This is a genomic window from Methyloversatilis sp. (assembly GCF_030698125.1).
GTDB lineage: Bacteria > Pseudomonadota > Gammaproteobacteria > Burkholderiales > Rhodocyclaceae > Methyloversatilis.
In genome coordinates this window covers 128,019-149,834 of the sequence record NZ_JAUYNV010000058.1, presented here as the reverse complement: position 1 = coordinate 149,834, position 21,816 = coordinate 128,019, and the positions used below count along the sequence as shown (strand labels likewise).

At 66.0% G+C, this 21,816-nt stretch carries 19 protein-coding genes; all 19 read right to left on the bottom strand.

Translation table 11 applies throughout. The annotated features are described in order from the left end of the window. On the bottom strand, positions 1-1,186 hold a 1,186-nt coding region (locus Q8Q80_RS19765; protein WP_305634889.1), incomplete at its 3' end, for a methyl-accepting chemotaxis protein. A 35-nt stretch (positions 1,187-1,221) separates the two neighbouring features. Then, positions 1,222-1,860 (bottom strand): chemotaxis protein CheW, encoded by a 639-nt coding sequence (locus Q8Q80_RS19760; RefSeq protein WP_305634887.1) that lies wholly within the window; start codon positions 1,858-1,860, stop codon positions 1,222-1,224. A gap of 37 nt (positions 1,861-1,897) precedes the next feature. Further along, positions 1,898-3,280, bottom strand: a complete 1,383-nt coding sequence (locus tag Q8Q80_RS19755) for a protein-glutamate O-methyltransferase CheR (RefSeq protein WP_305634885.1) — start codon at positions 3,278-3,280, stop codon at positions 1,898-1,900. Position 3,281: 1 nt separating this feature from the next. Then, positions 3,282-3,812, bottom strand: coding sequence for a chemotaxis protein CheW (locus Q8Q80_RS19750; RefSeq protein WP_305634883.1), 531 nt, complete (start codon positions 3,810-3,812; stop codon positions 3,282-3,284). Positions 3,813-4,164: 352 nt separating this feature from the next. After that, entirely contained in the window at positions 4,165-6,567 is a 2,403-nt protein-coding gene (locus tag Q8Q80_RS19745; protein ID WP_305634881.1) for a 3-hydroxyacyl-CoA dehydrogenase/enoyl-CoA hydratase family protein, read from the bottom strand. A gap of 79 nt (positions 6,568-6,646) precedes the next feature. Then, positions 6,647-7,390 (bottom strand): NAD(P)H-dependent oxidoreductase, encoded by a 744-nt coding sequence (locus Q8Q80_RS19740; protein ID WP_305634878.1) that lies wholly within the window; start codon positions 7,388-7,390, stop codon positions 6,647-6,649. Further along, complete coding sequence (locus Q8Q80_RS19735) at positions 7,387-7,569, bottom strand: hypothetical protein (protein WP_305634876.1); 183 nt, start codon at positions 7,567-7,569, stop codon at positions 7,387-7,389. The genes Q8Q80_RS19740 and Q8Q80_RS19735 overlap by 4 nt, the downstream gene beginning before the upstream one ends. Before the next feature lie 195 nt (positions 7,570-7,764). Next, positions 7,765-10,200, bottom strand: a complete 2,436-nt coding sequence (locus Q8Q80_RS19730; RefSeq protein WP_305634874.1) for an RND family transporter — start codon at positions 10,198-10,200, stop codon at positions 7,765-7,767. After that, on the bottom strand, positions 10,197-11,255 hold the full coding sequence (locus Q8Q80_RS19725; protein ID WP_305634872.1) for a YCF48-related protein: 1,059 nt from the start codon (positions 11,253-11,255) through the stop codon (positions 10,197-10,199). The genes Q8Q80_RS19730 and Q8Q80_RS19725 overlap by 4 nt, the downstream gene beginning before the upstream one ends. A 40-nt stretch (positions 11,256-11,295) precedes the next feature. Continuing rightward, positions 11,296-12,639 carry a DUF1329 domain-containing protein gene (locus Q8Q80_RS19720; RefSeq protein ID WP_305634870.1) on the bottom strand — a complete coding sequence of 448 codons (1,344 nt, stop codon included), beginning with the start codon at positions 12,637-12,639 and terminating at the stop codon, positions 11,296-11,298. Positions 12,640-12,664: 25 nt separating this feature from the next. Continuing rightward, a complete protein-coding gene (locus tag Q8Q80_RS19715) occupies positions 12,665-14,347 on the bottom strand; it encodes a DUF1302 domain-containing protein (protein WP_305634868.1) in 1,683 nt (560 codons plus the stop codon). Between the two features lie 423 nt (positions 14,348-14,770). Then, a complete protein-coding gene (locus Q8Q80_RS19710) occupies positions 14,771-14,986 on the bottom strand; it encodes a 4-oxalocrotonate tautomerase family protein (RefSeq protein WP_371132792.1) in 216 nt (71 codons plus the stop codon). A gap of 35 nt (positions 14,987-15,021) precedes the next feature. Then, on the bottom strand, positions 15,022-15,837 hold the full coding sequence (gene dmpH / locus Q8Q80_RS19705; RefSeq protein WP_305634866.1) for a 2-oxo-3-hexenedioate decarboxylase: 816 nt from the start codon (positions 15,835-15,837) through the stop codon (positions 15,022-15,024). Next, the gene (dmpE, locus tag Q8Q80_RS19700) at positions 15,834-16,631 is read right to left on the bottom strand and encodes a 2-oxopent-4-enoate hydratase (protein WP_305634864.1); all 798 of its coding nucleotides are present in this window, start codon (positions 16,629-16,631) and stop codon (positions 15,834-15,836) included. Before dmpE ends, dmpH begins: the two co-directional genes overlap by 4 nt. A gap of 25 nt (positions 16,632-16,656) precedes the next feature. After that, positions 16,657-18,117 (bottom strand): 2-hydroxymuconic semialdehyde dehydrogenase, encoded by a 1,461-nt coding sequence (locus tag Q8Q80_RS19695; protein ID WP_305634862.1) that lies wholly within the window; start codon positions 18,115-18,117, stop codon positions 16,657-16,659. A gap of 209 nt (positions 18,118-18,326) precedes the next feature. After that, on the bottom strand, positions 18,327-18,758 hold the full coding sequence (locus Q8Q80_RS19690) for an acyl-CoA thioesterase (RefSeq protein ID WP_371132791.1): 432 nt from the start codon (positions 18,756-18,758) through the stop codon (positions 18,327-18,329). A 57-nt stretch (positions 18,759-18,815) separates the two neighbouring features. Beyond that, entirely contained in the window at positions 18,816-19,886 is a 1,071-nt protein-coding gene (locus Q8Q80_RS19685; protein ID WP_305634860.1) for an NADH:ubiquinone reductase (Na(+)-transporting) subunit F, read from the bottom strand. Between the two features lie 11 nt (positions 19,887-19,897). After that, complete coding sequence (locus Q8Q80_RS19680; RefSeq protein ID WP_305634858.1) at positions 19,898-20,254, bottom strand: phenol hydroxylase subunit P4; 357 nt, start codon at positions 20,252-20,254, stop codon at positions 19,898-19,900. 10 nt (positions 20,255-20,264) lie between these two features. Next, positions 20,265-21,812: an aromatic/alkene/methane monooxygenase hydroxylase/oxygenase subunit alpha gene (locus Q8Q80_RS19675; RefSeq protein ID WP_305634856.1), complete on the bottom strand. Its 1,548-nt coding sequence runs from the start codon at positions 21,810-21,812 to the stop codon at positions 20,265-20,267. Positions 21,813-21,816: the final 4 nt, after the last annotated feature.

Sequence of the window (21,816 nt, the reverse complement as noted above, 5' to 3'; positions counted from 1 at the left end):
CGTTGACGGCGAGCACGTTGGACTGCTCGGCGAGGTCGTTGACGGTGGCGATGATTTCGCCGATGGCCTGGCTCTGTTCCGACAGCCGGACGATGCTCTCGGCGATCGATTCCATCTGTTCCTGGATGCGGTGCATGCCGGCGATCGAATCTTCGACGGCCTGGCGGCCGGTCTGCGACACCTGGGCGACCTTCTGCGCGCTGTCGGAGACGTAGCGGGCCTTCTGGCTGGCCATCTGCGCGGTCTGCTTGACCTCTTCCACGGTGGCGGTGGTTTCGCTGACCGCGCTGGCCGTCTCGACCGCGCCCGATGCCACCTGGCTCGTCGTGGCGAGGATTTCACTGGCCGAGGACGCCAGCACGCCGACCCCCTCGTGCAGGTCGCGCGTCGTCTGCCGGACCTTGGTCACCATTTCGCCGAAGGCGCGCAGCAGATCGCCTACCTCGTCGGCTCGACCGCCGACCGGCACGTCGACCGTCAGGTCACCGTCCGCCATCTTGCGGGCCAGGCCCGACACCGCGCGCAGCGGCACGGCGATGGCGCGGTCGAGCAGCAACACCAGCGCCACCCCCAGCGCCACCGCGACGATGCCGATGGTCACGAACAGCCCGATCGCCTGTTCGCTGCGCTGCTCGGATTCGACGACGGCGGTGTCGGCGTGGGCCACGGCTTCGTCGCCCAGCTTCTGGGTCAGCGCGCGCATCGTGCGGTAGCGTTCTTCCTGGACGCCCGAGGCGATCACCCACGCCTCGTCCTTCTTTGCGGCGTAAATCAGCGGAATGACTTCGCCGTCGCGGGTTTTCACGAAGGCCTGCCAAAGCGCCTCGAATTCTTCGAGACGCTGGAGCAGGCGGGGGTTGTCGCGGTTGCGCTCGATCAGCCGCTCGGTCGTGTCGCCGAGGGCGGTGGTGCGTTGCTTGACGTCCTGGTGCCAGGCCTCGCGATCGCCGGCCACCGTGGTCTCCATCATGCTCAGCAGCGCCGCCCGCATGCCGTTCTGGTTCAAGCGCAGGTCCAGCAGATCGACCGCATTGACGAAATCGGTCTGGTAGAGGCTGCGCTGCGACGCCTGGATCGACGAAATGCCGCGGTGCGCCGTGGCGATGACGGCCGCCAGCAACACGATCATCAGGCCGAAGCCGAGAAACAGCTTGATGCGGGTGCTCAGGTCAAGAAACCATGTCATGCGTGCTCTCCTTGCGGTCGGGCCGACGGCGCTTGTTATCCGGATACGTGTTCCTGCACGACGATGCCCTGGCCCGTCAGCAGCGCTTCGGCATCGAGCACCACCAGGTGGCCGGGGGTTACGCCCCGCAGATATTCGGCGCGGATGCCGGTGAGCGTCGGCAGCGATGGCTGGATATCCGGAACGGGAATCGAATGTACCCCGACGATGGCGTCAGCAAGAATACCGAAACGCATATTCACCGACTCGATGACGATCACCTTGTTCAGATCGGTCAGTCCCTTTTCGGGCAGGTCGAAGAACTTCTTGATGTCGATGACCGACAGGATTTCCCCGCGCAGGTTCACGATGCCGAGCACGAAGCGCGGCGTGCAGGGCAGCGGGGTGAGCTGTTCCAGCGGATACACGTCGCGTACATGCCGCGATTCGACCGCGTAATGTTCCTGCGCGAGGATGAATTCCACCACTTCGATGCGCTCGACATCGGCCGTGGAAACCGGGTCGTGGGCCAGCGCGTCGGCGCGCGCCTTCAGCACGCGGCGGATTTCGCAGGCATCGGGATCGGTGGCGCGGTCGATCGCGCTGCGCGCCGCGTCCATGCGCGCCTTGACGCGATGCCAGTCGATCGGGCCGGGTGTCGCATCGGCGGGCGGGGCGGTGTTGCCGGTGTTCATGCGGGTTTCCTTTCTGCGCGGTGGCCACGTGTCGCGCTCATGCGCGGTCGGCGATGCGCGGCATGCCCGCCTGCATCGATACGATGATTTGCGCCAGCCGGCCCGCGCTCAGGCCGTCCGACTCGGGCAGGATTTCGTCCGTCGGGTGGTTTTGCAGCAGCTGCAGGGCGTTGTCGAAATGCCGCTGCGCCTCGCGCCGGCGCCCCTGCGACTGGCGCAGGTTGCCCAGCGCGTAGTGGGCGAGCACGAAATCCGGAGCGAGGTAGAGCGCCCGCGTGAGCGACCGTACCGCGTCGTCGCCCCGGCCCCGCTCCTGCTCGATGACCGACAGCAGGTAGTGGAGGGCGGGATCGAGCTTGTCGAAGGCGATCGCCTGCCGGCACCACTCGCCCGCCTCGTCGAGCCGGCCATCGTTGGCGCAGTCGCGCGCGGCGCGGATCAGTCGTTCGCGCCGCGGCGGAAGCGGGTCGGGGACGGCGGCCGGCGCAGATTCAGCGGGCGCCAGCCATGGCGGCACGAAATCCGCCTCAGGTCGCTGGACGACGTGGCTCACCCGGCGCGGCGCTTGCGCGCCGACCGGCCGGCGGTAAAAGATTGCGCCCGGGAATTCGACCGTGGTGAAGCCGGCGAACAGCACGCTCGACGTTTCGGCCGGACTGACGATGAGCCAGCCGCCCTCGACCAGCGAGCGCTGCAGCTTGTCGACGACCCGTGCCGCCTGCGCCGGCGTGAAGTACATCAGCACATTGCGGCAGAAAACGATGTCCATCGCGTTGGTGTTGCCGGTCAGCGAGGGGTAGACATCGTCGGCCAGGTTGAGGCAGGAAAACATCACGCGCCGGCGGATCCGTTCTTCGAGCCGGTAGCAGCCCCGCCCGGCGGGCTTGAAGTGGCGGTCGCGGATCCAGTCGGGCGTGGCGCGGAAGGACCATGCGCCGTACACCCCCTCGGCCGCCTTGCGCAGGAAGGCCGGATTGATGTCGGTCGCCAGCAGCGTGCTGTTCCACGCATCGGCGTCGGGCAGCAGGCGGTCGAGCAGCATGGCGACCGAGTACGGTTCCTCGCCGGTGCAGCAGCCGGCGCTCCAGATGCGCAGGCGCTTGTCGCTGCCGTCGCGCTCGCGCAGCAGGGGCGGCAGTACATGTTGTTCGAGCGCTTCGAAGGTGTGCTGTTCGCGGAAGAAATAGGTTTCGCCGACGGTGAGGCAGCCGGCAAGTATTTCAATTTCGTGACAGGTCAGCGGCGCCGACAGCAGCCGGTGCGCGCAGGCAGCAGCGTCGGGCAGGCCCAGCGCGGGGGCTGCCGCGGCCAGCCCGCGTTCGAGATCGCCGCGGCGCTCCGCCGGAAAATTCAGGCCCAGTCGCGCGGCGAGCAGTTCGCCGACCGCGGCGAGGAGTGCTGGCGGAAGCGTCGGCTGCATCCTAGGGCGCTCCGCCCGTCGCCATCGCCCGGTCGAGCGCGTCCGCCTCGTCGAGCGACAGGAAGCGGGCCAGGTTGTGGATGAGCACGAGGCCGTCGGCGAGCCGGATGACGCCGTCGACGTATTCCAGGCCGGGCAGGATGCTGTCGCCGCCGACGATTTCCGGTTCGGCCGACTCGATGACGCCGCTCACGCCGTCGGCCACCAGGGCGACCGCCCGCTGGCCGGTGTGCGCGATGACGAGGCGGTCGGTCAGCGCGATGTCGCGCTCCGGCAGGCGGAAGCGTTGGCGCATGTCGATCGCCGGGATGATGCGCCCATGAACGTTGACGACACCGAGAACGATGTCCGGCGCATCCGGAAGGGGGGTGATATGAACCGCTCGCAGCACGCGCTCGACATAGGCCAGCGGGAGCGCGACGCGCAGTTCGTCGAAGTAAAGGACAGCGTATTCCGCCATACCATCCTCCAGGAAATGAAGCGTGGGCGCGCCGTTCGAACGAATCCGCAGGCGCGGACGGGCTTGCCTCAAGCGCCGCGCTATTGAAAAAGGATAACAGTTGCGCCCGCTTGATTCCCTACCTGTTACCAATGGATGGGCGTGCGCGGTCGGCAATCGTACGAAGTCGCCCGGTGGCGCCCCGATGTGTGGCGCTGGTCCGGGGTGGCCCGGGGCGGACAGATCCCCGCCGCGCCGGGGCGGCGAGAGCGATCGGTGCGGCTGTACCGGGGGATGTTGGGCATCGCTGCGCTCACCCCAACCTACGATGCGCCACCCCGTAGGTTGGGGTGAGCGCAGCGATGCCCAACAAGGCGGCGCCCCGCCGGCCGATCCGCAGTGCTTGCCCCTGGCCGAACAACCCGGTGCGACACAGCAAGATGCATCAGTTGCGCAAGGGCTTGCCGGTGTCCAGCGTGTGGCGGATGCGCATCTGCGTCTCGGGCCTTGCCACGAGATCCATGAATGCACGTCGTTCCGCCGCCAGCAGGGTCTGCTCGTCGGCGATGAAGCCATAGGGCACGTCGCCCCCGCACAAGGCATGGATCAAGGCTCTGCCGACGCGCTCGTCGTGAGCGCTCGCCCCATCCGCCTGCCGCCGCATCGTCAGCATTTCCGCCAGCCGGTCGATGCCGGCGCGTCCAGCCACCGCCACGGCTGGCGCGGGCGAGGGTCGATAGCCGATTCGCGCCAGAGCACGGGCACTTTCAAGCGCAACGTAAAGTACCTCGCGAGGGTTGAATACGACGCGATCGGCATCGCGGGCGAAACCGAAACGTCGGGCCTCTAACGCATTGCGCGCTGTTTGCCCGGCGGCGAGCATTTCGAAGGGGCGACGCAGGAAGGGGATGACGTCTTCCACGCCGGCCTGCGACGCCAGCCGCGCTGCGCGGATCGCAAAGGCCTTGCAGCCGCCCCCACCCGGAATCAACCCGACCTTGCTCTCGACCAGGCCAATCGTCGTTTCGAGCGCGATCGCGACGCCAGCGCAGTGCATCATGACCTCGCATCCCCCGCCCAAGGCCATGCCGCCGACCGCGGCGACCACGGGAACATGCGCCTGGGACATTCTCGTTGTCATGGTCTGAAAGCGCACGAGGAAGTCCTCGATCGCCGGCAGATCCCCGCGCTGCACCAGGGCATGGATGAATTCAAGATTTGCCCCGACGCTGAATGGCCCGTCTTCATGCCAGATCACGAGCCCGTCGTACGAATGTTCCGCCCGGGCAAGCGCTTCGAGAGCCCCGTCGATCGCACCCGGCCCAATGGCGCCCATCTTTGTCTTGAAGGACAGTACCGGCAAGTCCGGGGCCTGCTCCGGCAGCCACAGCGACACGTCGTCGGTTTCAAACAGGCTGCGTTTCACGGCGGGCTGTTCGCCCGACAGGCGTTCCGGAAACAGTTGCCGCCGATGTACCGGCAGCGGTTGCCGCGCAACGCCGACCATTGCGGAAGCCGAGAACGAGAGCGACCCATGATGCACACCTCGGCGTGCGCTGTTTTCGTCGATGAACACCCAATCGGGCAGGGGCGAGGAGCACATCGAAACGCCGCCTTCGATGTCGTCCTCGATGGCTCTGGCGGTTTCTTGCCAGCCCGCTGCCTGCCATTGCTCGAATGGCCCGGTCTTCCATCCGTATCCCCACCGAAGCGCGAGATCCACGTCCCGTGCAGCATGGGCAATGCCCTCGAGGTGATGCGCGCAGTAGTGAAACAGGTCGCGCTGGACCGACCAGAGCAGCTGTGCCTGAGGATGCGTAGAGATGCGCAGCCTGCGCATCCGCTCGGGTTCATCGCCGACCCGGAGGACATCCGCAACCTCGCGGGCAATCAGGCCTGCGGCGCTTCGATATTCGCAGCATGCAGGATCGAAAACCTGGTGCGCACCGTCTTCCTTGCGGAAGATTCCTCCGCGCGTCTTCAGCCCCAATGCCCGCGCAGCCACCAGCCCTGACAGCCACCCGGGCACGGTGTAGTGACGATGCCAAGGGTCGTCGCTCAGCGTGTCCTGCATGGTGCGGATCACGTTGGCCACCGTGTCGAGACCGATCAAGTCCATCAGCCTGCAGGTGGCACTGCGGGGTCGTCCAAGCGCCGATCCGGTCAGTGCGTCAACTTCGTCGAAGCCAAGTCCGAGCCGTTGCGCATGGAACAGGGTCGCAAGAAGCGAAAAGAAGCCAATCCGGTTGGCGATGAAGTTGGGCGTATCCCGTGCCCGAATCACGCTCTTCCCCAGCACGGACGTGAGGAATGTTTCCAGCGCATCGAGGACGCGAACATCCGTCTGTGGCCCCGGAATCAGTTCGACCAGCGGCATGTAACGCGGCGGGTTGAAAAAGTGGATGCCGCAGAAGCGCTTCCTCACGACCTCCGGCATGGCCTGCGCCAGCGTGTGGATTGCAATTCCGGATGTATTGCTGGCAAATACGGCATGCGCACCGAGGTAGGGCGCCAGCTGCACATAGACCTTGCGTTTGATCTCCATCCGCTCGACCACTGCCTCGATCACGAGATCACAGTCCGCCAGTCGATGAGCGTCATCCTCGTAGTTGGCGGCCTCGATCAACCGGGCGCAACCCGCATCGACCAGAGGAGCCGGTTCGATCCGCAGCAGGCGCTCGATCGCGGCCGTGGCCACCGCGTGTCGATCTTTCGTTGCACTCGCAAGATCGAACAACAGAACAGGAACCCCCGCGTTTGCGAAGTGCGCGGCGATCTGCGCCCCCATGACCCCGGCACCGAGAATCGCTACCTTGCGTACGACAAAACGCGTCACATCACTCTCCATGAAACCTGCGGCCCGCGCAGCAAGAAACGATTCCGGCCCGCAGGTCACAGCCGAAACCGGCCGACAACATCGCCTGCGCTCACCCGTCGATATCTCCGACAGGTTGAAACTCCAGTTCCGTCTTGGTCAAAGGTCTGAACTGATCGTCGAAGTGTTCGAGCGAGGGCATCGACAGAACCTGGCGCGAATCCAGATGTGCCAGCGTTTCCCGCCACCGAACCAGAATCTCTGTGCGCTCCGTGGCATCGAGATACGGCACGTGGTAGGCGTAGAACGGTGTCAGTACGTCAAATCCGACATATCCGAGCGTCCCCTGAAGCAGGGGTTTCAGCATGCCGTTCAGTTCGCCGTGCATTGCACCCCGACCGAACATATGTTCCCGCCCACCGAGGGTAGCGGCGACCAATGCGCGCCGCCCACGCATGCCGCCCCGGTCATAGACGCGCTTCCCGCCGTAGAACACGCCCGAGGTGAAAACGCGGTCAATCCAACCCTTCAGGATTGCCGGCAGCGAGAACCAGTAGATCGGGAAGTTCAGGATCAACAGATCGCAGGCAAGCACCTTGTCCATCTCGGCGCGAATGTCCGGCGCTACAGAACCCGCCCCGTTCGCATGGCGTTGTTCCAGGGCGTAGTTGAGGTAGTTTGCGTCGCGGCGTTCGCTGAAATCCACAGCGCTGGCGAGCGGATTGAAGTGTTGCGCATAAAGGTCGGACACCACAAGTTCATGGCCGCCGCTGCGCAGCGCATCGGCGGCGGTCGCGCACATCGCCGACGAAAAGGATTTTGGCTCGGGGTGAGCGTGGACGATCAGCACCTTCATCGCATTGCGCCCGTGATGTCCAGGCCGAACAGGGGACGCGCGATCCCCCGCTTGTCGATCTCGTTGGCGCCTTCGTGGATCTCCGCGACGCGATGGCGCGAACCGTCCTCGCTCGACTGCCGCATCGGTGCTTGGTCGAGGGCCGGTTCCTTGCGCGCTGGATAGTCATTGGCGTTCATCTGTTTCTTTCCATCGTCGGTGTGCGACACATCGCGCGGAGTCCGTACCCGCCGACCGCGGTCGGACGGGACCATCGTCCGGAATAAAAAAGCGCCGGGTGGAGGACGGATTTCCCCGTCCGGCGCAACACCACCATGTCCGTCGCCGGGTCAGCTTCGGAGAAGTGGAGGAGCTGTTCGAATAGGGTTGGCGGCTCAAGCGGCCTTCGCGTGCGAAATCGCAGCCACGGTGTCCATCGGCTTGGTCTTCTGCACCTTCAGCAGGAAGTGGCCCAGCGCCGGCAGCAGGATGAGGGCGCCCAGCATGTTCCAGAGGAACATGAAGGCCAGCAGGATGCCCATGTCGGCCTGGAAGCGGATCGGCGAAAAGGCCCAGGTGGCGACCGCGATGCCCAGCGTGACGCCGGTCAGCACCACCACCTTGCCGGTAAACAGCAGCGAGCGGTAATAGGCGCCGGACAGCGTGTCGCCCGCACGCAGGCCGGCCAGCGTCACGGTGAGCACGTACAGCGCGTAATCGACGCCGATGCCCACGCCCAGCGCCACCACCGGCAGCGTCGCCACCTTGACGCCGATGTCCAGCCACACCATCAGCGCCTCGCACAACACCGAGGTGAGCAGCAGCGGCAGCACCGCGCACAGCACCGCGCGCCACGAGCGGAAGGTGATGAAGCACAGCACCACCACCGCCGCATACACCAGCGCCAGCATCTGGCGGTTGGCCTGGCGCACCACGTCATTGGTCGCCGCCTCGATGCCGGCGTTGCCGGCGGCGGGCAGGAAGCGCGCCGCCTCGCTGTCGTATTTGCGGCCGAAGGCTTCGACCACCGCCGACACCGACTGCAGCGTGTCCGCCTTGTGGTCCTTCAGGAAGGTCTGGATGGTGAGGAAGCTGCACTGCGCGTCCAGCGTTTCGCGCGGCGCGTACTGCGCCACCGAATTGATGCTGGCCTGGTCGCGCGACAGTTCGTACCACTTCGGATTGCCTTCGGCGAAGCCGACCAGACCGTTCTTCGCGGTACCGACGAAGGACAGCGTGGATTCGACGCCGGGCAGCGCGCGCAGCTGGCTTTCCAGCGCATTCACGCGCAGCAGCGTGGCGTATTCCGAACAGCGGCCCCTGGGCGTCGGGATGAGCACCGTATAGACGTCGCTGCTCGCGGCGTAGCGGCTGACCACATAGGCGTTGTCGAGGTTGTAGCGCGAATCCGGCCGCAGTTCCGGCGCGCCGGCTTCGAGATCGCCCACCTTGAGGTCGAAGCTCACCGCCAGCCCGGCCAGCCCCAGCAGCGCGGCCGCCGCCACCGCGATGGTCGCGTAGCGGCGTTCGGTGAACAGGTCGAGGAATGCCCAGAACGGATGCTTCGCCGCCCGGCCCGATTCGTCCGTCACCCCTTCGGCACGCAGGCTGCGCACGGCAGCCCTCGCGCTGACGCCGGCATAGGACAGCAGGATGGGCAACAGCACCAGGTTGGTGAAGATGAGCACGCCGACACCCAGGCTGGCGGCCAGCGCCAGGTCCTGGATGACCGGGATGTCGATCACCATGAGCACCGCGAAGCCCACCGCATCGGCCAGCAGCGCGGTCAGGCCGGCCAGGAAGAGGCGGCGGAAGGTGAGCCGCGCGGCCGCCAGCTTGGGCGCGCCGCGGCCGATGTCCTGCATGATGCCGTTCATCTTCTGCGCGCCGTGGCTCATGCCGATGGCGAACACGAGGAAGGGCACCAGTATGGAATACGGGTTCAGGTCGAAGCCGAGCAGCGGCAGCAGACCGAGCAGCCACACCACCGCCACCACCGAGCACACCACCACCAGCGCGGTGCTGCGCACGCAGCGGGTGTACCAGAACAGCACCGCGCTGCAGATGGCCAGCGCCATCGCGAAGAAGCCGATGATCTGCTGCATGCCGACCATCAGGTCGCCGCTCACCTTGGCGAAGCCGGTGATGTAGATGCGGATGTCCTCGCGTGCGTGGCGGGCGCGCAGATCTTCCAGCCGGCGGTTCATGTCCAGGTAGTCGAGCGGCTTGCCGGAGTCGAAATCGACGTCGAGCAGCGGTATCTGGATCACCGTGGACTTGTAGTCGGCGGCCACGATCTGGCCGATCTGGCCGGAGCGTTCGATGTTCTTGCGCAACTGCACCAACATGTCCGGCGAGCCGTCGAAGCCCGGCGGCATCACCTCGCCGCCTTCCAGCCCCTCTTCGGTCACGCCCACCCAGCGCACCGCCGACATCCAGATCGACTTGACGAAGGAGCGGTCGACGCCCGGGTACAGATAGACCTCGTCATTGATCTTGCGCAGCGTTTCCATGTATTCCGGATAGAAGATGCTGTCGCGCTCGGTGGCCACCACGATGCGCAGTACGTTGCCGGAACCGGCGAGCTGCTTGCTGTAGGCGCGCAGGTTTTCGATGTAGGGATGGCCCGAGGGCAGCATGCGCTCGAAGCTGGCGGCCAGCTGCAGCGTGGTGGCCTGCCAGCCGAGGAAGGCGGTGAGCACCGCGCACAGCAGGATGACCCAGCGCCGGTTGTTGAAGATGAGGCGTTCGAGCGACGAACCAGCGCGGGCGTCGAAGCGGGACACCTCGTCGGCGGCCGAACTGCCCGCGCGATGAATATCGCGCTTCATGAGCCCGTGCCCCGTTCAATGGTCGCCGGAAGGTCGAATGCCTTCACGCCCAGCACGCCGGTGGCCAGCGCACGGCCGTCAGCGGTGGCGGTGACGCCGGACAGCGACGGCAGCCGCTGGTCGAGCACCTGGAAGCTGCGCCCGCTGTCGCGGCTGACCGCGACTTCACCTGATTGACTCACCATCAGCACGCCGCTGCTGCCGAGCACGGAGGCACCGGTCCAGGACGCGCCGGTGCCGGCGTCGACCCGGCTCCAGTGCGCGCCGCCGTCGGCGCTGTGGAAGACGTTGCCGCGCAGGCCGAACACCACCAGCTCACCGGGCCCGGGTATGGCCAGGCCGAAGAAGCTGCCCTCGTAGGGCGAATTCACGCGGGCGAAGGACACACCGCCGTCGCGTGACACGAAGATGGAACCGCTCTCGCCGACCACGTACAGCGCGTCGCCGGACGGGCGGATGGCGTACAGGTGGCGGCCTTCCGGATTGGGCAGCACGCCGTTGCAGCGCACCCAGGTCTTGCCGCTGTCGTCGGTGCGCAGCACGAGCCCGAAGGCGCCGACCGCGTGGCCGTGCTGCGCGTCGCTGAAATACACGTCGAGCAGCGGGTCGCCCGGATTGGCCGGCGGTGCCTCGGCGCTCACTTCGCCGCCGGACGCCGGCAGCGCGGCGATGCGGTTGCCGTCCAGCTGCAGCGTCCAGTTCTGCCCGCCGTCGCTGCTCGCCAGCACGACGCCGCTGTGGCCGACCGCCCAGCCGTGGGTGGGCGAGGCGAACTGCACGCTGGTGATGGATACGCTCACCGGCACCCGGGCCTGCGACCAGCTGCGGCCATCGTCGTCCGAGTACACAATGACGCCGGCCTCGCCGACCGCCACCAGGCGGTCACCGGCCCGCGTCACCGCCATCAGGAAGGCGGAGACGGCGGCGGCCGATTGCGCCGCCGGCTGCACCAGCGGATCCAGCGGATCGAGGTCGACCGCGGGCGAGCCGATCGCGGCGAACGCCAGCCCCATGGCGATCGGAAGTGCGCACATGGCGCCAAGTCGGTTTGCCACCTGAGCTGTCTCCTGAACGGTTGATCGGATGTGCGCAGCGTCAGCGGACGCCGCGCACCACCATGCCTTCCGGCGTCAGCAGGTTGGGCGACGGCGGCGGCTCGGCGATCTGGATCGGCGTTTTCTCGTCCGTGTTCAGCGTGATGGTGTGGGAGCCCTTGATGAAGTCCATGGTGATCCAGTGGCGCAGGTTGATGCTGGGGTGGTCCGGCATCAGGGTGGGATAGCCGACGCCGGTGTGCCACAGCCGGCCCTGGGCGTCCCAGGTGTTGCCGATCACGATGGTCCAGCTGTCCTCGTCGGCGTACAGCTTGCGACGCGCCCGCACGTCGCGCTGGCCTTCGCGCACGGTGCCCTCGATCTCCCACACGCGGTGCAGCTCCCAGCGCACGTAGTCCGGGTTGGTGTAGTGCTTGCCGAGCAGGTCCTTGTGCGGCGTGAGCACGACGCGGTTGGCGTTGTAGGGGATGAACATTTCCTTCTTGCCCACGATCTTCCAGTCATAGCGGTCCATCGGGCCGAAGAAGATGAAGGGCTGGTCGAAGAAGTCGACCCCGGAGTTCACGAAGTTGGGCGTGTCGCAGCACAGGTTGGGCGCGCGGCGCACGCGACGCTGACCGACCAGGTACTGCCAGGAGGAGCGGGTGTTGTCCAGGCTGTCGCGGAACATGAGCAGTTCGCCGGCACGCACCGACGGCGCGCTCACCGACTGCAGCACGCCGAAGTAGTAGCCCTTCTGCAGCGAGTCGACCGACTCCGACTTGTCGTAGTACGGCACGCGGATTTCATTGACGGCGCCGGTGGCGAGCGCAGCGGTGCCGCTGGCATCGACCACGTAGCTGTGCATCGGCCACACGATGCCGGCCGGATGCACCCGCAGGTTGTGGTTCCACACCACTTCGGCGCCACTCTTCGGAATCGGGAACGGCGGGCCGCCGAAGGCGTTCTTGATGGCAAAGCCTTCGAGCTTGGTGCGGGTGGCGTTCTTGAAGGTTTCGTCATATACCCACTCCGGCGCCGCGGCGGTGCGGTGGGTCTTGTAGACGTTGATCCTGTACTCCGGATACTTCTTCAGCAGATAGACCTGACCTTCGTCCAGCTTGTCCGCGTACTGCGCCATGTTCGCCGCGGTGATGGTGAACAGCGGTTTCTCGTCAGCGAAGGGGTCGATGCGCGGCTGGCCCTGCTTGTAGCCGGCCGGCGCCTTGTTGTAGCCGCCGGTCCAGGCCGGGATCGTGCCGTCCTTGTTGCCGGCCTTCTCGGCGCCCAGCGGCGTGAGATCGGTCTTCAGGCGCGCCGCCTCTTCGGCCGAAACGGCCGCCAGGGCGGTTGATGCGGTCGCCAGTGACAGCAGCGCTGCCGACAGTGCATTCATCATTTTCATGTGTGTGGTCCTCCGTCTTTTTTTCTCAGAACGAGCGCTGCAGCGTCACCGACACGAAGTCGCGGTCCGCCAGGCTCTGCTTGAAGGTCAGGTCGGGCGTGAGGTCAGGCCGCAGCACCACCGCCGGGCCTTCCGAACCGAAGTAGTGGGTGTAGCGGATGCCGGCCTTCCACACCTGCTGGTACACCGCGTTCAGGCCGACGCTGAAGTCCCCGCCCTTTTCCACGCCGCCGTTGAACTGCGCGACCGCGCCGGAATTGCCCTTCGGGTTGTAGCCGACGCCGATCGGCATCGACAGGTCGAGACCGGGCGCGACCTGGAACCAGTTCGGTTCGAGGATGAAGCGCATGCCCCAGGCGTCGCGCGACGAGTTCGGGTCGAGCGCGGAGCGGTTGCGGGTGACGCTGGTCACGCGGTTCCACGCCACTTCGGCCAGCAGCAGGGCACTGTCCCAGAATGCTGTCCGGTTGAAGGAGAAGATGGCCGACAGGTTGGCGTGTGCGGTCTTGCCTACTGCATACAGGGCATCGCCGTTGATGCCGGCGCTTCCGGTCGGGCTCAAGTCGATTTCCGGCGCACTGACCAGCGGTGCATTGCGGCGGAAGGACACTTCGCCGGACAGGTTGAAATCGGCCACTTCGGTACTGAAACTCGCACCGTAGGTCTTGATGCCTTCCGGGTACACGTGCTGGAAGTTGGCCGGTGCACCCGGCACGCCCAGCGCGCCGAGCGGGCGCAGATAGGCCTGCGGCAGCTTGTCATGGTAGCGGGCGGCGTAGAGACCGAACTCGGTGTCCATGCCTTCCGGGCGCCAGCGCAACTGCACGCCGCCCTGGCCGGAATCCTTGGCACTGAGGTCGTCCAGCCGCGCCACCGACGGGGCCAGACCGACCGGGCCGAACAGGAAGTTCTCCGAACCCATGCCCAGCACATCGACGGTCGAGAAATAGCTGCCGGAGGAGGGGATGCGCGACTTGCGCCATTCGAACTGGTAGTAAGCACCGACCGACAAATTGCTCTTGATCTGGTACTGCGCCGAAATCTGGTTCACCGGCAGGATGATTTCCTTGAACTGCGAGCCGGGCACCGACAGCAGCTTCACCACATCGACCGGCTGCTGGGCGCCGGCAATGCCGTTGGCGCCGAAGAACAGGGTTTCGCCGTACAGCACCGAGTGGCGGCCCAGACGCACGGCACCGCTGTCGTTCTTGGCCCAGATGAAGGCGTCGAGCAGTTCCGCCTTGCGGCCGTGGATCTTCTCGGTGGCGTCGGTGAATTCGTCGAACGGCACCGAAGTCTGGTTGGCGCGCAACGGGCTGTCGTGGTCGTTCGAGCGGTTATAGACGCTGTCATACCAGGCGGCAGCACTGACGCGGGCGCCGAACTGCTGCTTGTAGGACAGGTCGAGTTCGCTCAGCACGTCGATCCGGTTCGAAATCAGGCCGCGGTCGAAATTGCGGTCGCCGTCATCGAGATCAATATTGGCCGAACCGGTCGCCACGTCGTCGACCAGTGCCGACGAGCGGTTCTCGACCCGCCAGCCAGCGCTGTACTTGAAGGTGTTGTCCCAGCGGATCTTCAGATCCGGATTGCTGTTGCCGATTTCGAAACCGTATGCGGCCGGCGCCGAAAATGCGGTCGCGACGGCGAGCAGCAGCGCATGCCTGGGGGCGGGGCAGCGACCTGCGCCCGATGTGCGTTCGAACATTCCCTCTCCTCCTTTTTATGGGGCCGATTCCGACTCGCCTCTTTGATGCGGCGCTTCAGTCGGCGGACTGTCCCGTCTGAACGGTCGGCGAACGGTGCAGCACGCGATGTGTGCAGCAACCCCCTCGCCGGCGCCTGCCGGGGTGCGTCGGAACACCTCGACAACGAGGCGCTTCCTCCGCTCGGGCGATTCTTTTCGCGTCGCCTGAACTGACAATAAGATTGGTTAGCCATGCCGTCCAATACTTTTTGACAGCTGTTTTAATACCAAAAAAGTATGTACATGCGCAGCGAAGAACCTTCCGCCGCGCGATCGAAATGCCGATCAAAACACTTTCAATTCATTGGCTTGGGAAGCCGCGCACAGCGACAACCCCGACGGTATCCGCCACCGGGCCGATGCCGATTCGGACGCGATCAGGGCTCAGATGCCTTCGGATTCCTGCTGTCGCTCGGTGCGCAGACCGGCCGTCATGCCGGCCACCGAAAAGTCCTCGCTGCCGTGTTCGGTAACCAGGATGCGGACTGTTTCCGCCTTCACGCCGAGTGTGGTGCACACCGCTTCGGTGATGGCGGCGGCGACCGCACGTTTCTGTTCCACGCTGCGTCCGGTCATCAGGTGCATTTCTATTATGGGCATGCTCTTGTCCTTGTCGTCTTTTCCGGCGCCGCAGCTCAGGCCACGAAGCGCATCGATACGTCGCCCAGTTCCTGGAAGCGCGCGATCACGCAGTCGCCCGCCTTGACTGGAATCGCTTCGGTGATGCCTCCGCTCATGACGAAGCTGCCGGCGGGCAACGTTTCGCCCTGTTCGGCCAGGATGTTCACCAGCATGGCCACCGCTTCCGCCGGGTGGCCAAGCACCGCCGCCGAGGCGCCGGCGGCGACGATTTCGCCGTTCTTCTCCAGCACCACGCCCAGTGTGCGCAGGTCGATGTCCTGCGGCAGCCGCGCCCGGCCGCCGCCGACGAAGCGGGCCGCCGAGCCGTTGTCGGCGATCACGCTGGACAGGTCGAACTTGAAGCCGGAAAAGCGCGAGTCGATCACCTCGACCGCCGGCAGCACGTAGTCGGTCGCCGCCAGCACCTGTTCGCGGGTGCAGCCGGGGCCGGCCAGCGGCGCGCGGGTGACGAAGGCCACTTCGCACTCGACCCGCGGATGCACCATGTCGCCGGTGGAAATGGCCGAGTTCTCCGGCCGCGCCATGTCGCTGGTCAGGAAGCCGATGCTGGGCACGTCCACGCCCATCTGCAGCATCTTGGCCTTCGACGTCAGCCCGACCTTCCAGCCGATCAGCCGGTTGCCGCGTGCCAGCCGGCGGCGGCGCAGTTCGGCCTGTACCGCATAGCCGTCGGCCACCGTCATCGCCGGGTATTCGTCGGTGAGCTTGGGGATGGCGTGGGCCCCGGTCTGCGCGCCCTCGATGCGTTCGCTCAGGCGAACGATGTCCTCGCGGGACAGGGTCAATGCGGGGGTCAGTTCGGTACTCATACCGCGCTCCTTCCGGAAAACTTCACCCGGCAGCTGCCCAGCCCGCCGACCGTGCACACCAGTTCATCGCCACCGGTCACCGGCACCAGCGCCGACTGCGAACCGGACAGGATGATTTCGCCGGCGCAAAACGGAATGCCCAGCCGCCCCAGCGTGTTGGCCAGCCAGGCCACCGCGTTGGCGGGCGAACCCTGCACCGCCGCGCCGACGCCGGTCGAGAACAGCTCGCCGTTTTTCTCCAGCACCATGCCGGCCATCGTGATGTCGAGCCGGCGCGGGTCTCCGCGCGCTTCGCCGAGCACGAACACGCCGCAGGAGGCGTTGTCGGCCACCGTGTCCTGGATGCGGATCTTCCAGTCGGTGATGCGCGAATCGACGATTTCGAAACAGGGCGCGACGTAGTCGGTGGCGTGGATCACGTCCATCGCGGTGATGCCCGGCCCCTTCAGGTCGTGCTTGAGCACGAAGGCCAGTTCGGCTTCGGCCTTGGGCTGTATCAGCCGGCCGAGGTCTATCGGCTCGCCTTCGCGATACTCCATGCCGGAGGTGAGCTGGCCGAAGTCCGGCTGGTACACGCCGAGGAAGTCCTGCACCGGTTTGCTGGTCACGCCTATCTTCTTGCCGACGATGGTTTCGCCCGCGTCGAGCCGGCGCTGCACCATGCGCAGCTGTATGCGGTAGGCGTCGTCCAGCGTGATGTCCGGCTCGCGTTCGAGCAGCGGCGGCACGGTGCGGCGCTCGACCAGCGCCTGGTAGAGTTCGTCGCCGTAGGCCTGTATCTTGTGTGCGTCCATGATGTTCGAGTGGGCGATGAGAAGGTCAGAGCTTGACGCAGACGTTGCGCAGCTCGGTGTAGAACTCCAGCGAATGCACGCCGCCTTCGCGGCCGATGCCCGACTGCTTTGAACCGCCGAAAGCGGTGCGCAGGTCGCGCAGGAACCACGCGTTCACCCAGGTGATGCCGACCTCGATCGCCGCCGCCATGCGGTGCGCGCGCGCGAGGTCCTGCGTCCAGATCGTGGTGGACAGGCCGTACTCGTTGTCATTGGCCAGCGCGGTCACTTCCGGCTCGCTGTCGAAGGGGCGGATGTGGCAGCAGGGGCCGAAGATTTCCTCGCGCACGACGACGGCGGTTTCCGGCAGGCCGGTCCAGATGGTCGGCTGCACCCAGGCCCCTTCGGCCAGATCGGCCGACAGGTCAGGCACGCCACCGCCGGTGACGAGCTGCGCCCCTTCCTCGACCGCACGCTGGTAGTAGCCGAGCACCTTGCGGCGGTGTTCCTGGCTGATCAGCGGGCCGTAGGTGGTGGCGTGGTCTTCCGGCCGGCCGTACCTGACCGACTCGGCGCGCACCTTCAGCGCCTGCACGAAGCGTTCGAACAGCGGGCGCTCGACATAGACGCGCTCGGTGCCCAGGCAGACCTGGCCGGAATTCAGGAAGCAGGAGCGGAACACGCCGTCGACCGCGGCATCGAAATCGGCGTCGGCGAACACGATGGCGGCATTCTTGCCGCCCAGCTCGAAGGACACGTCGCGCATGCCCTTCGCCGCCGCCTGCATGATCACCTCGCCGGTACGCGTCTCACCGGTGAAGGTGATCGCATTGACGCCCGGATGGGCGGTCAGGAAGGCGCCGGCCGAATCCGGCCCGAAGCCGTGCACCACGTTGTAGACACCGCGCGGCACCCCCACCGTGTTCATCACCTCGCCCAGCAGCGCGGCGGTCAGCGGCGTCTCTTCCGACGGCTTCACCACCACCGTGTTGCCGCAGGCCAGCGCCGGGCCGACCTTCCAGGTCATCAGCAGGAAGGGCGCGTTCCACGGACACACCACGCCGATCACGCCCTTGGGCACGCGCAGCGTGTAGTTCAGCGCGCCGCGGCCATCCGGCGTCGGCGTCTGGAAGGATTCGTTCGCCACGTTCTTGATCACGTCGGCGAACACCTTGAAGTTGGCCGCGCCGCGCGGAATGAAGGCGTGAGTCATCACGTGGTGCGGCTGACCGGTGTCGGCCATTTCGGCGGCGACGAAGTCGTCGAAGCGGCGGCTGATTTCGTTGGCTACGCCGTACAGCAGCTCGACCCGCTGGTCCAGCGTAAGCCGGCCCCATTCGCCCTTCAGCGCCCGCCGGGCGGCGCTCACCGCCGCATCGACCTCGGGCTGACCGCCTTCGCTGATCCGGGCCACCAGACTGTTGTCGACCGGCGAGCGCTTGTCGAACTGCGTGCCGCTGAGACTCGACGTGTATTCACCGTCGATGAAATGATCGATGACGCGCATGCATGCTCCGTTGGTGTAGGTCCGATCGGAGGCGCCCGCGGGCGCCGTCTGCACCGGATCTGTCAGGTTGAATTACAGTCTATGAGCCACTTCTCTATACCGTCCAATACCTTTTGATTCGATTTCAATACCTCTTGAGTATTGAGAAAGGCAGGCAGAAAACGGCCTTCGCAGCCGCCGGCTTCGCGTCGGAAGAGCGCGGGAAATCCTTATGCGGAGGGGGCTCCGGCGGCGTCGCACTGCGCCCTCACCGCGTCCGGCAGCGGCACCGGGCGACCGCTGGCAGCGTCGGTCCATACCAGCACGACGCGTGCGCGGGCGCATACCGGGCCGTCCGGATGCAGGCGGATTTCGTGCGCGGTTTCAAGGCTGCTGCGGCCGGGGCGGCCGAGCGACACGCTGACCGCGACCTGCGCCGGCGCGCTCACCGGCGCCAGGAAATCGCATTCGATGCGGGCGACCACCGGCAGCGCAGGCGCGGTCGGCTGCGTGCCGCCCGGACTGAGGCAGAGCCCGAGCGCCTCCAGCCACTCGACGCGGGCCTGTTCCATGTAGCGGAAGTAGAGCGTGTTGTTCACATGGCCATAGGCGTCGAGATCGCCCCAGCGCACCGGCATGACGGTGAGGTGTACCTGTTTCATCGGATGCCCTTCAGAGGAGGCCCGCGGACGGGACGGGCGCCGCCCGCCCGACGGCGATCAGATGTTGCGGAACAGCGGGCTGCGCACCTGCTGGACGTCGGCGGCGGACACGAACTTTTCGCAGTAGATGTCCTTCTCGAACAGCCGCCCCCGCATCAGCGTGGAGATGCAGGCGTCGATCATGCGCGGCGGCCCGCACAGATAGGCCTTGTGGCCGCGGAAGTCGTTGTCGAAGGCGGCTTGCGCGGCCTCGTGCACGAATCCGCGGAAACCGCTCCACGCGCTGTCCCCTGGCTCGTCCGACAGCGCCGGCACATAGCGGAACTGCGGATGGCGCGCCGCGAGCTGCAGGAATTCATCGTGGTAGTACAGCTCGTCGCGGCTGCGCGCGCCATACACCAGCGTGATCGGCTGAGGGTCGCCGCGTTCCAGCAGGTCGAGGATCATGGACCGCGGGCTGGACAGACCGGAGCCGCCGGCCAGGAACAGCGAAGGCAGCGCGGCCGAGTGGCGCACGAAGAAGCGGCCGTAGGGCCCGGACAGTTTCACCCGGTCGCCCGCCTTCAACGATTCATGCACCCAGGTAGTGCCGCGGCCGCCGGGCACGATGCGGATGTTCAGTTCGATGTTCTGCAACTGAGCCTTCGCCTGCGACGGCGGCGAGGCCAGCGAGAACGCGCGTGTCATGCCGGGCTCGGCGCCAATCTCCAGGTTGATGTACTGGCCGGCCTGGAAGTGCATGGGCCGGTCGAGCCGGATGAACACCCCCCTGATCGTCGGCGTCAGCGCCACGATGCGGCTCACCACGCCGCCGAAGTCACGCACCGGAATCGATTCGGCGTCGGCGTCCTCCTCGACATCGGCTTCGATGGTGACATCGCTTTCCAGCCGCGCGCAGCAGGCCAGGGTCTTGCGCTCCTCGCGCTCGAAATCCATCAGCGCGAAGCTGGACGCCTCGCCGTGATCGACCTCGCCGTCCACCACCTGCACCTTGCAGGTGGCGCACAGGCCGTGGCAGCAGGCGTGCGGCAGGTAGATGCCGGCGCGCAGGCTGGCATCCAGCATGGTCTGGCCGTCCTCGACCTCGATGGTCTGGCCGAGCGGCTCTATCGTGAGCTGGTAAGTCATCGCCGCTCCGTTCAGACCGCGCCCGGCAGGGCTTCGAGCCCCGGCGTCTGCAGCCGCAGCACCTCCTTGTGGCCGATGCCGTTGTCGGCCAGCGAGCGCTCGAAATCCGGCTCGAAAGGTTCGCCGGAACGCAGCCAGCGCGCGGCCGACCAGTCGATGGACGACCACTGCGGGTGCACCGACCACGCCTCGCTCAGCGAGCCGCGCACCAGGTCGCCGAAGGTCATGGACGGCGGCAGGCACAGGCAGACCGGCGCGTAGAACATCAGGTGCTTGTCCCAGCCGACATAGAGCAGCTGGTTACCGTGGAATCTGTCGACCGTGTCTTTCGGCACGCCGACGAAGGGGGCGATGGCAACGACGGGCATGGCGGTCTCCTCAGTTCCGGGTGGCCTGGGCGCGCCAGGCGGCAAAGTTCTTCTGGTCTTCCGAGCCCTCGAAATCGAGGTTGTCGCGCCCGTAAGCCAGGTGCCAGTAATCGAGCACCGACTTCAGCGGATCGAAGTCCGGCGCGGTGGGATCGGCGCCTTCGGCGAAGCAGTTGCCCTGCCAGATCTGGTGCGCCGGCAGCCAGGCTTCGACATACTTGTCGGGCTCGCGCTCGAAGATGTGCTGACAGTGGTCGGAACAGAAGTGGTACTTGTCGCCCTGGTGCGTGACCTGGCGATACGAGATCTGCGTCGGGTCGTCGGCTTCGGTGAACATCATCGGGATCTGGCACACCTGGCACAGCATGGGCAGCGTGGTGTTGTAGAAGCGCTTGCCCTGCTTCTCCAGCTCGCGGTAGTGCTCGAAGCGCGGGCGATACAGGCGGTCGAAGGTGTCCGGGTACTTGGACGACAGCCAGTCCATTTCCTCTTCGGTCGGCAGCCAGGTGTGGAAGTTGGTGATCTTGCCGGCGGTGTAGAAGGCATTCCACGCCTGGTGCGACAGGTGGTCCTTCTCCTTCTTTATCAGTTCCACGCAGTCCGGCACCTTGATGCCGTAGCGTGCGAGGTCCTTGAACAGCGCCATGCCGTTCTCCTCGAAATACACCTCCCACGCTTCCTTCCAGCTCATGATGCGCTTGGGCAACATGTAGTCCATCAGCATGGCGACGATGGACAGCAGGCGCACGCCGCGCCACACCCACTTGTCTATCCAGGCCTGGATGATGGGCAGGTTGGCCGGGTCCTGCTCCAGCATGAACTTGATCACCTCCAGCCCCAGCGTCATGTGGCGCGCCTCGTCGGACTGCGCCGAGAAACCGAAAGTCATCGCGCCCATGTCGCCGTTGTAGGCGGCACCGGAAATGAAGGGCACGAACACCAGGTTGGTGAGCACGTACTCGAACGAGAAACCGATGGCGATGATGAATTCGAAGGGGCCGCAGGTGCAGGCGTCCTCGAAGAAGGACTTCGGCACCGACAGGTACCAGAGCCGGTCATTCATGTGCTTCCAGTCGTGGAAGCCGTTGTAGAAGCGGTTGTAGTTCGACAGCGAGTGGATCTGCGTCTGCGCGTGGCGGATTTCGTCGATGGCCTGCATCTGGCAGGCGATCTGCGGACCGACGCCCGGCAGTTCGCGGCCCAGCCGGGCAAAGCCGCGGTGCGCGTTGTACTCCAGCGACGGCACCGCCGACAGGAAGATCTTCAGCGCATTGATGTAGCGCGCGTCGGTCACGCCGAGGTGGCCGTTGTTCTGCGCGTAGGCGTCGACGATGGCGTAGAGCTTGCGCTCCTTCTCCGCCTGGTACTTCCAGTAGGCGTCCATCGTCAGGCGGAACGGGTCTTCCCACTTGTCCCAGTCATGGATCCGGATGCCTTCGTAGCGGGTCTGCGGGAACACCGCGTCCATCGATTCGTAGGTCGTTTCCCAGCCCAGGCCGCGGGTCATCAGCGCGTACTTTTCCTTCAGGCCCAGCTTCTTCTTCACGTTCATGTCCATGGCG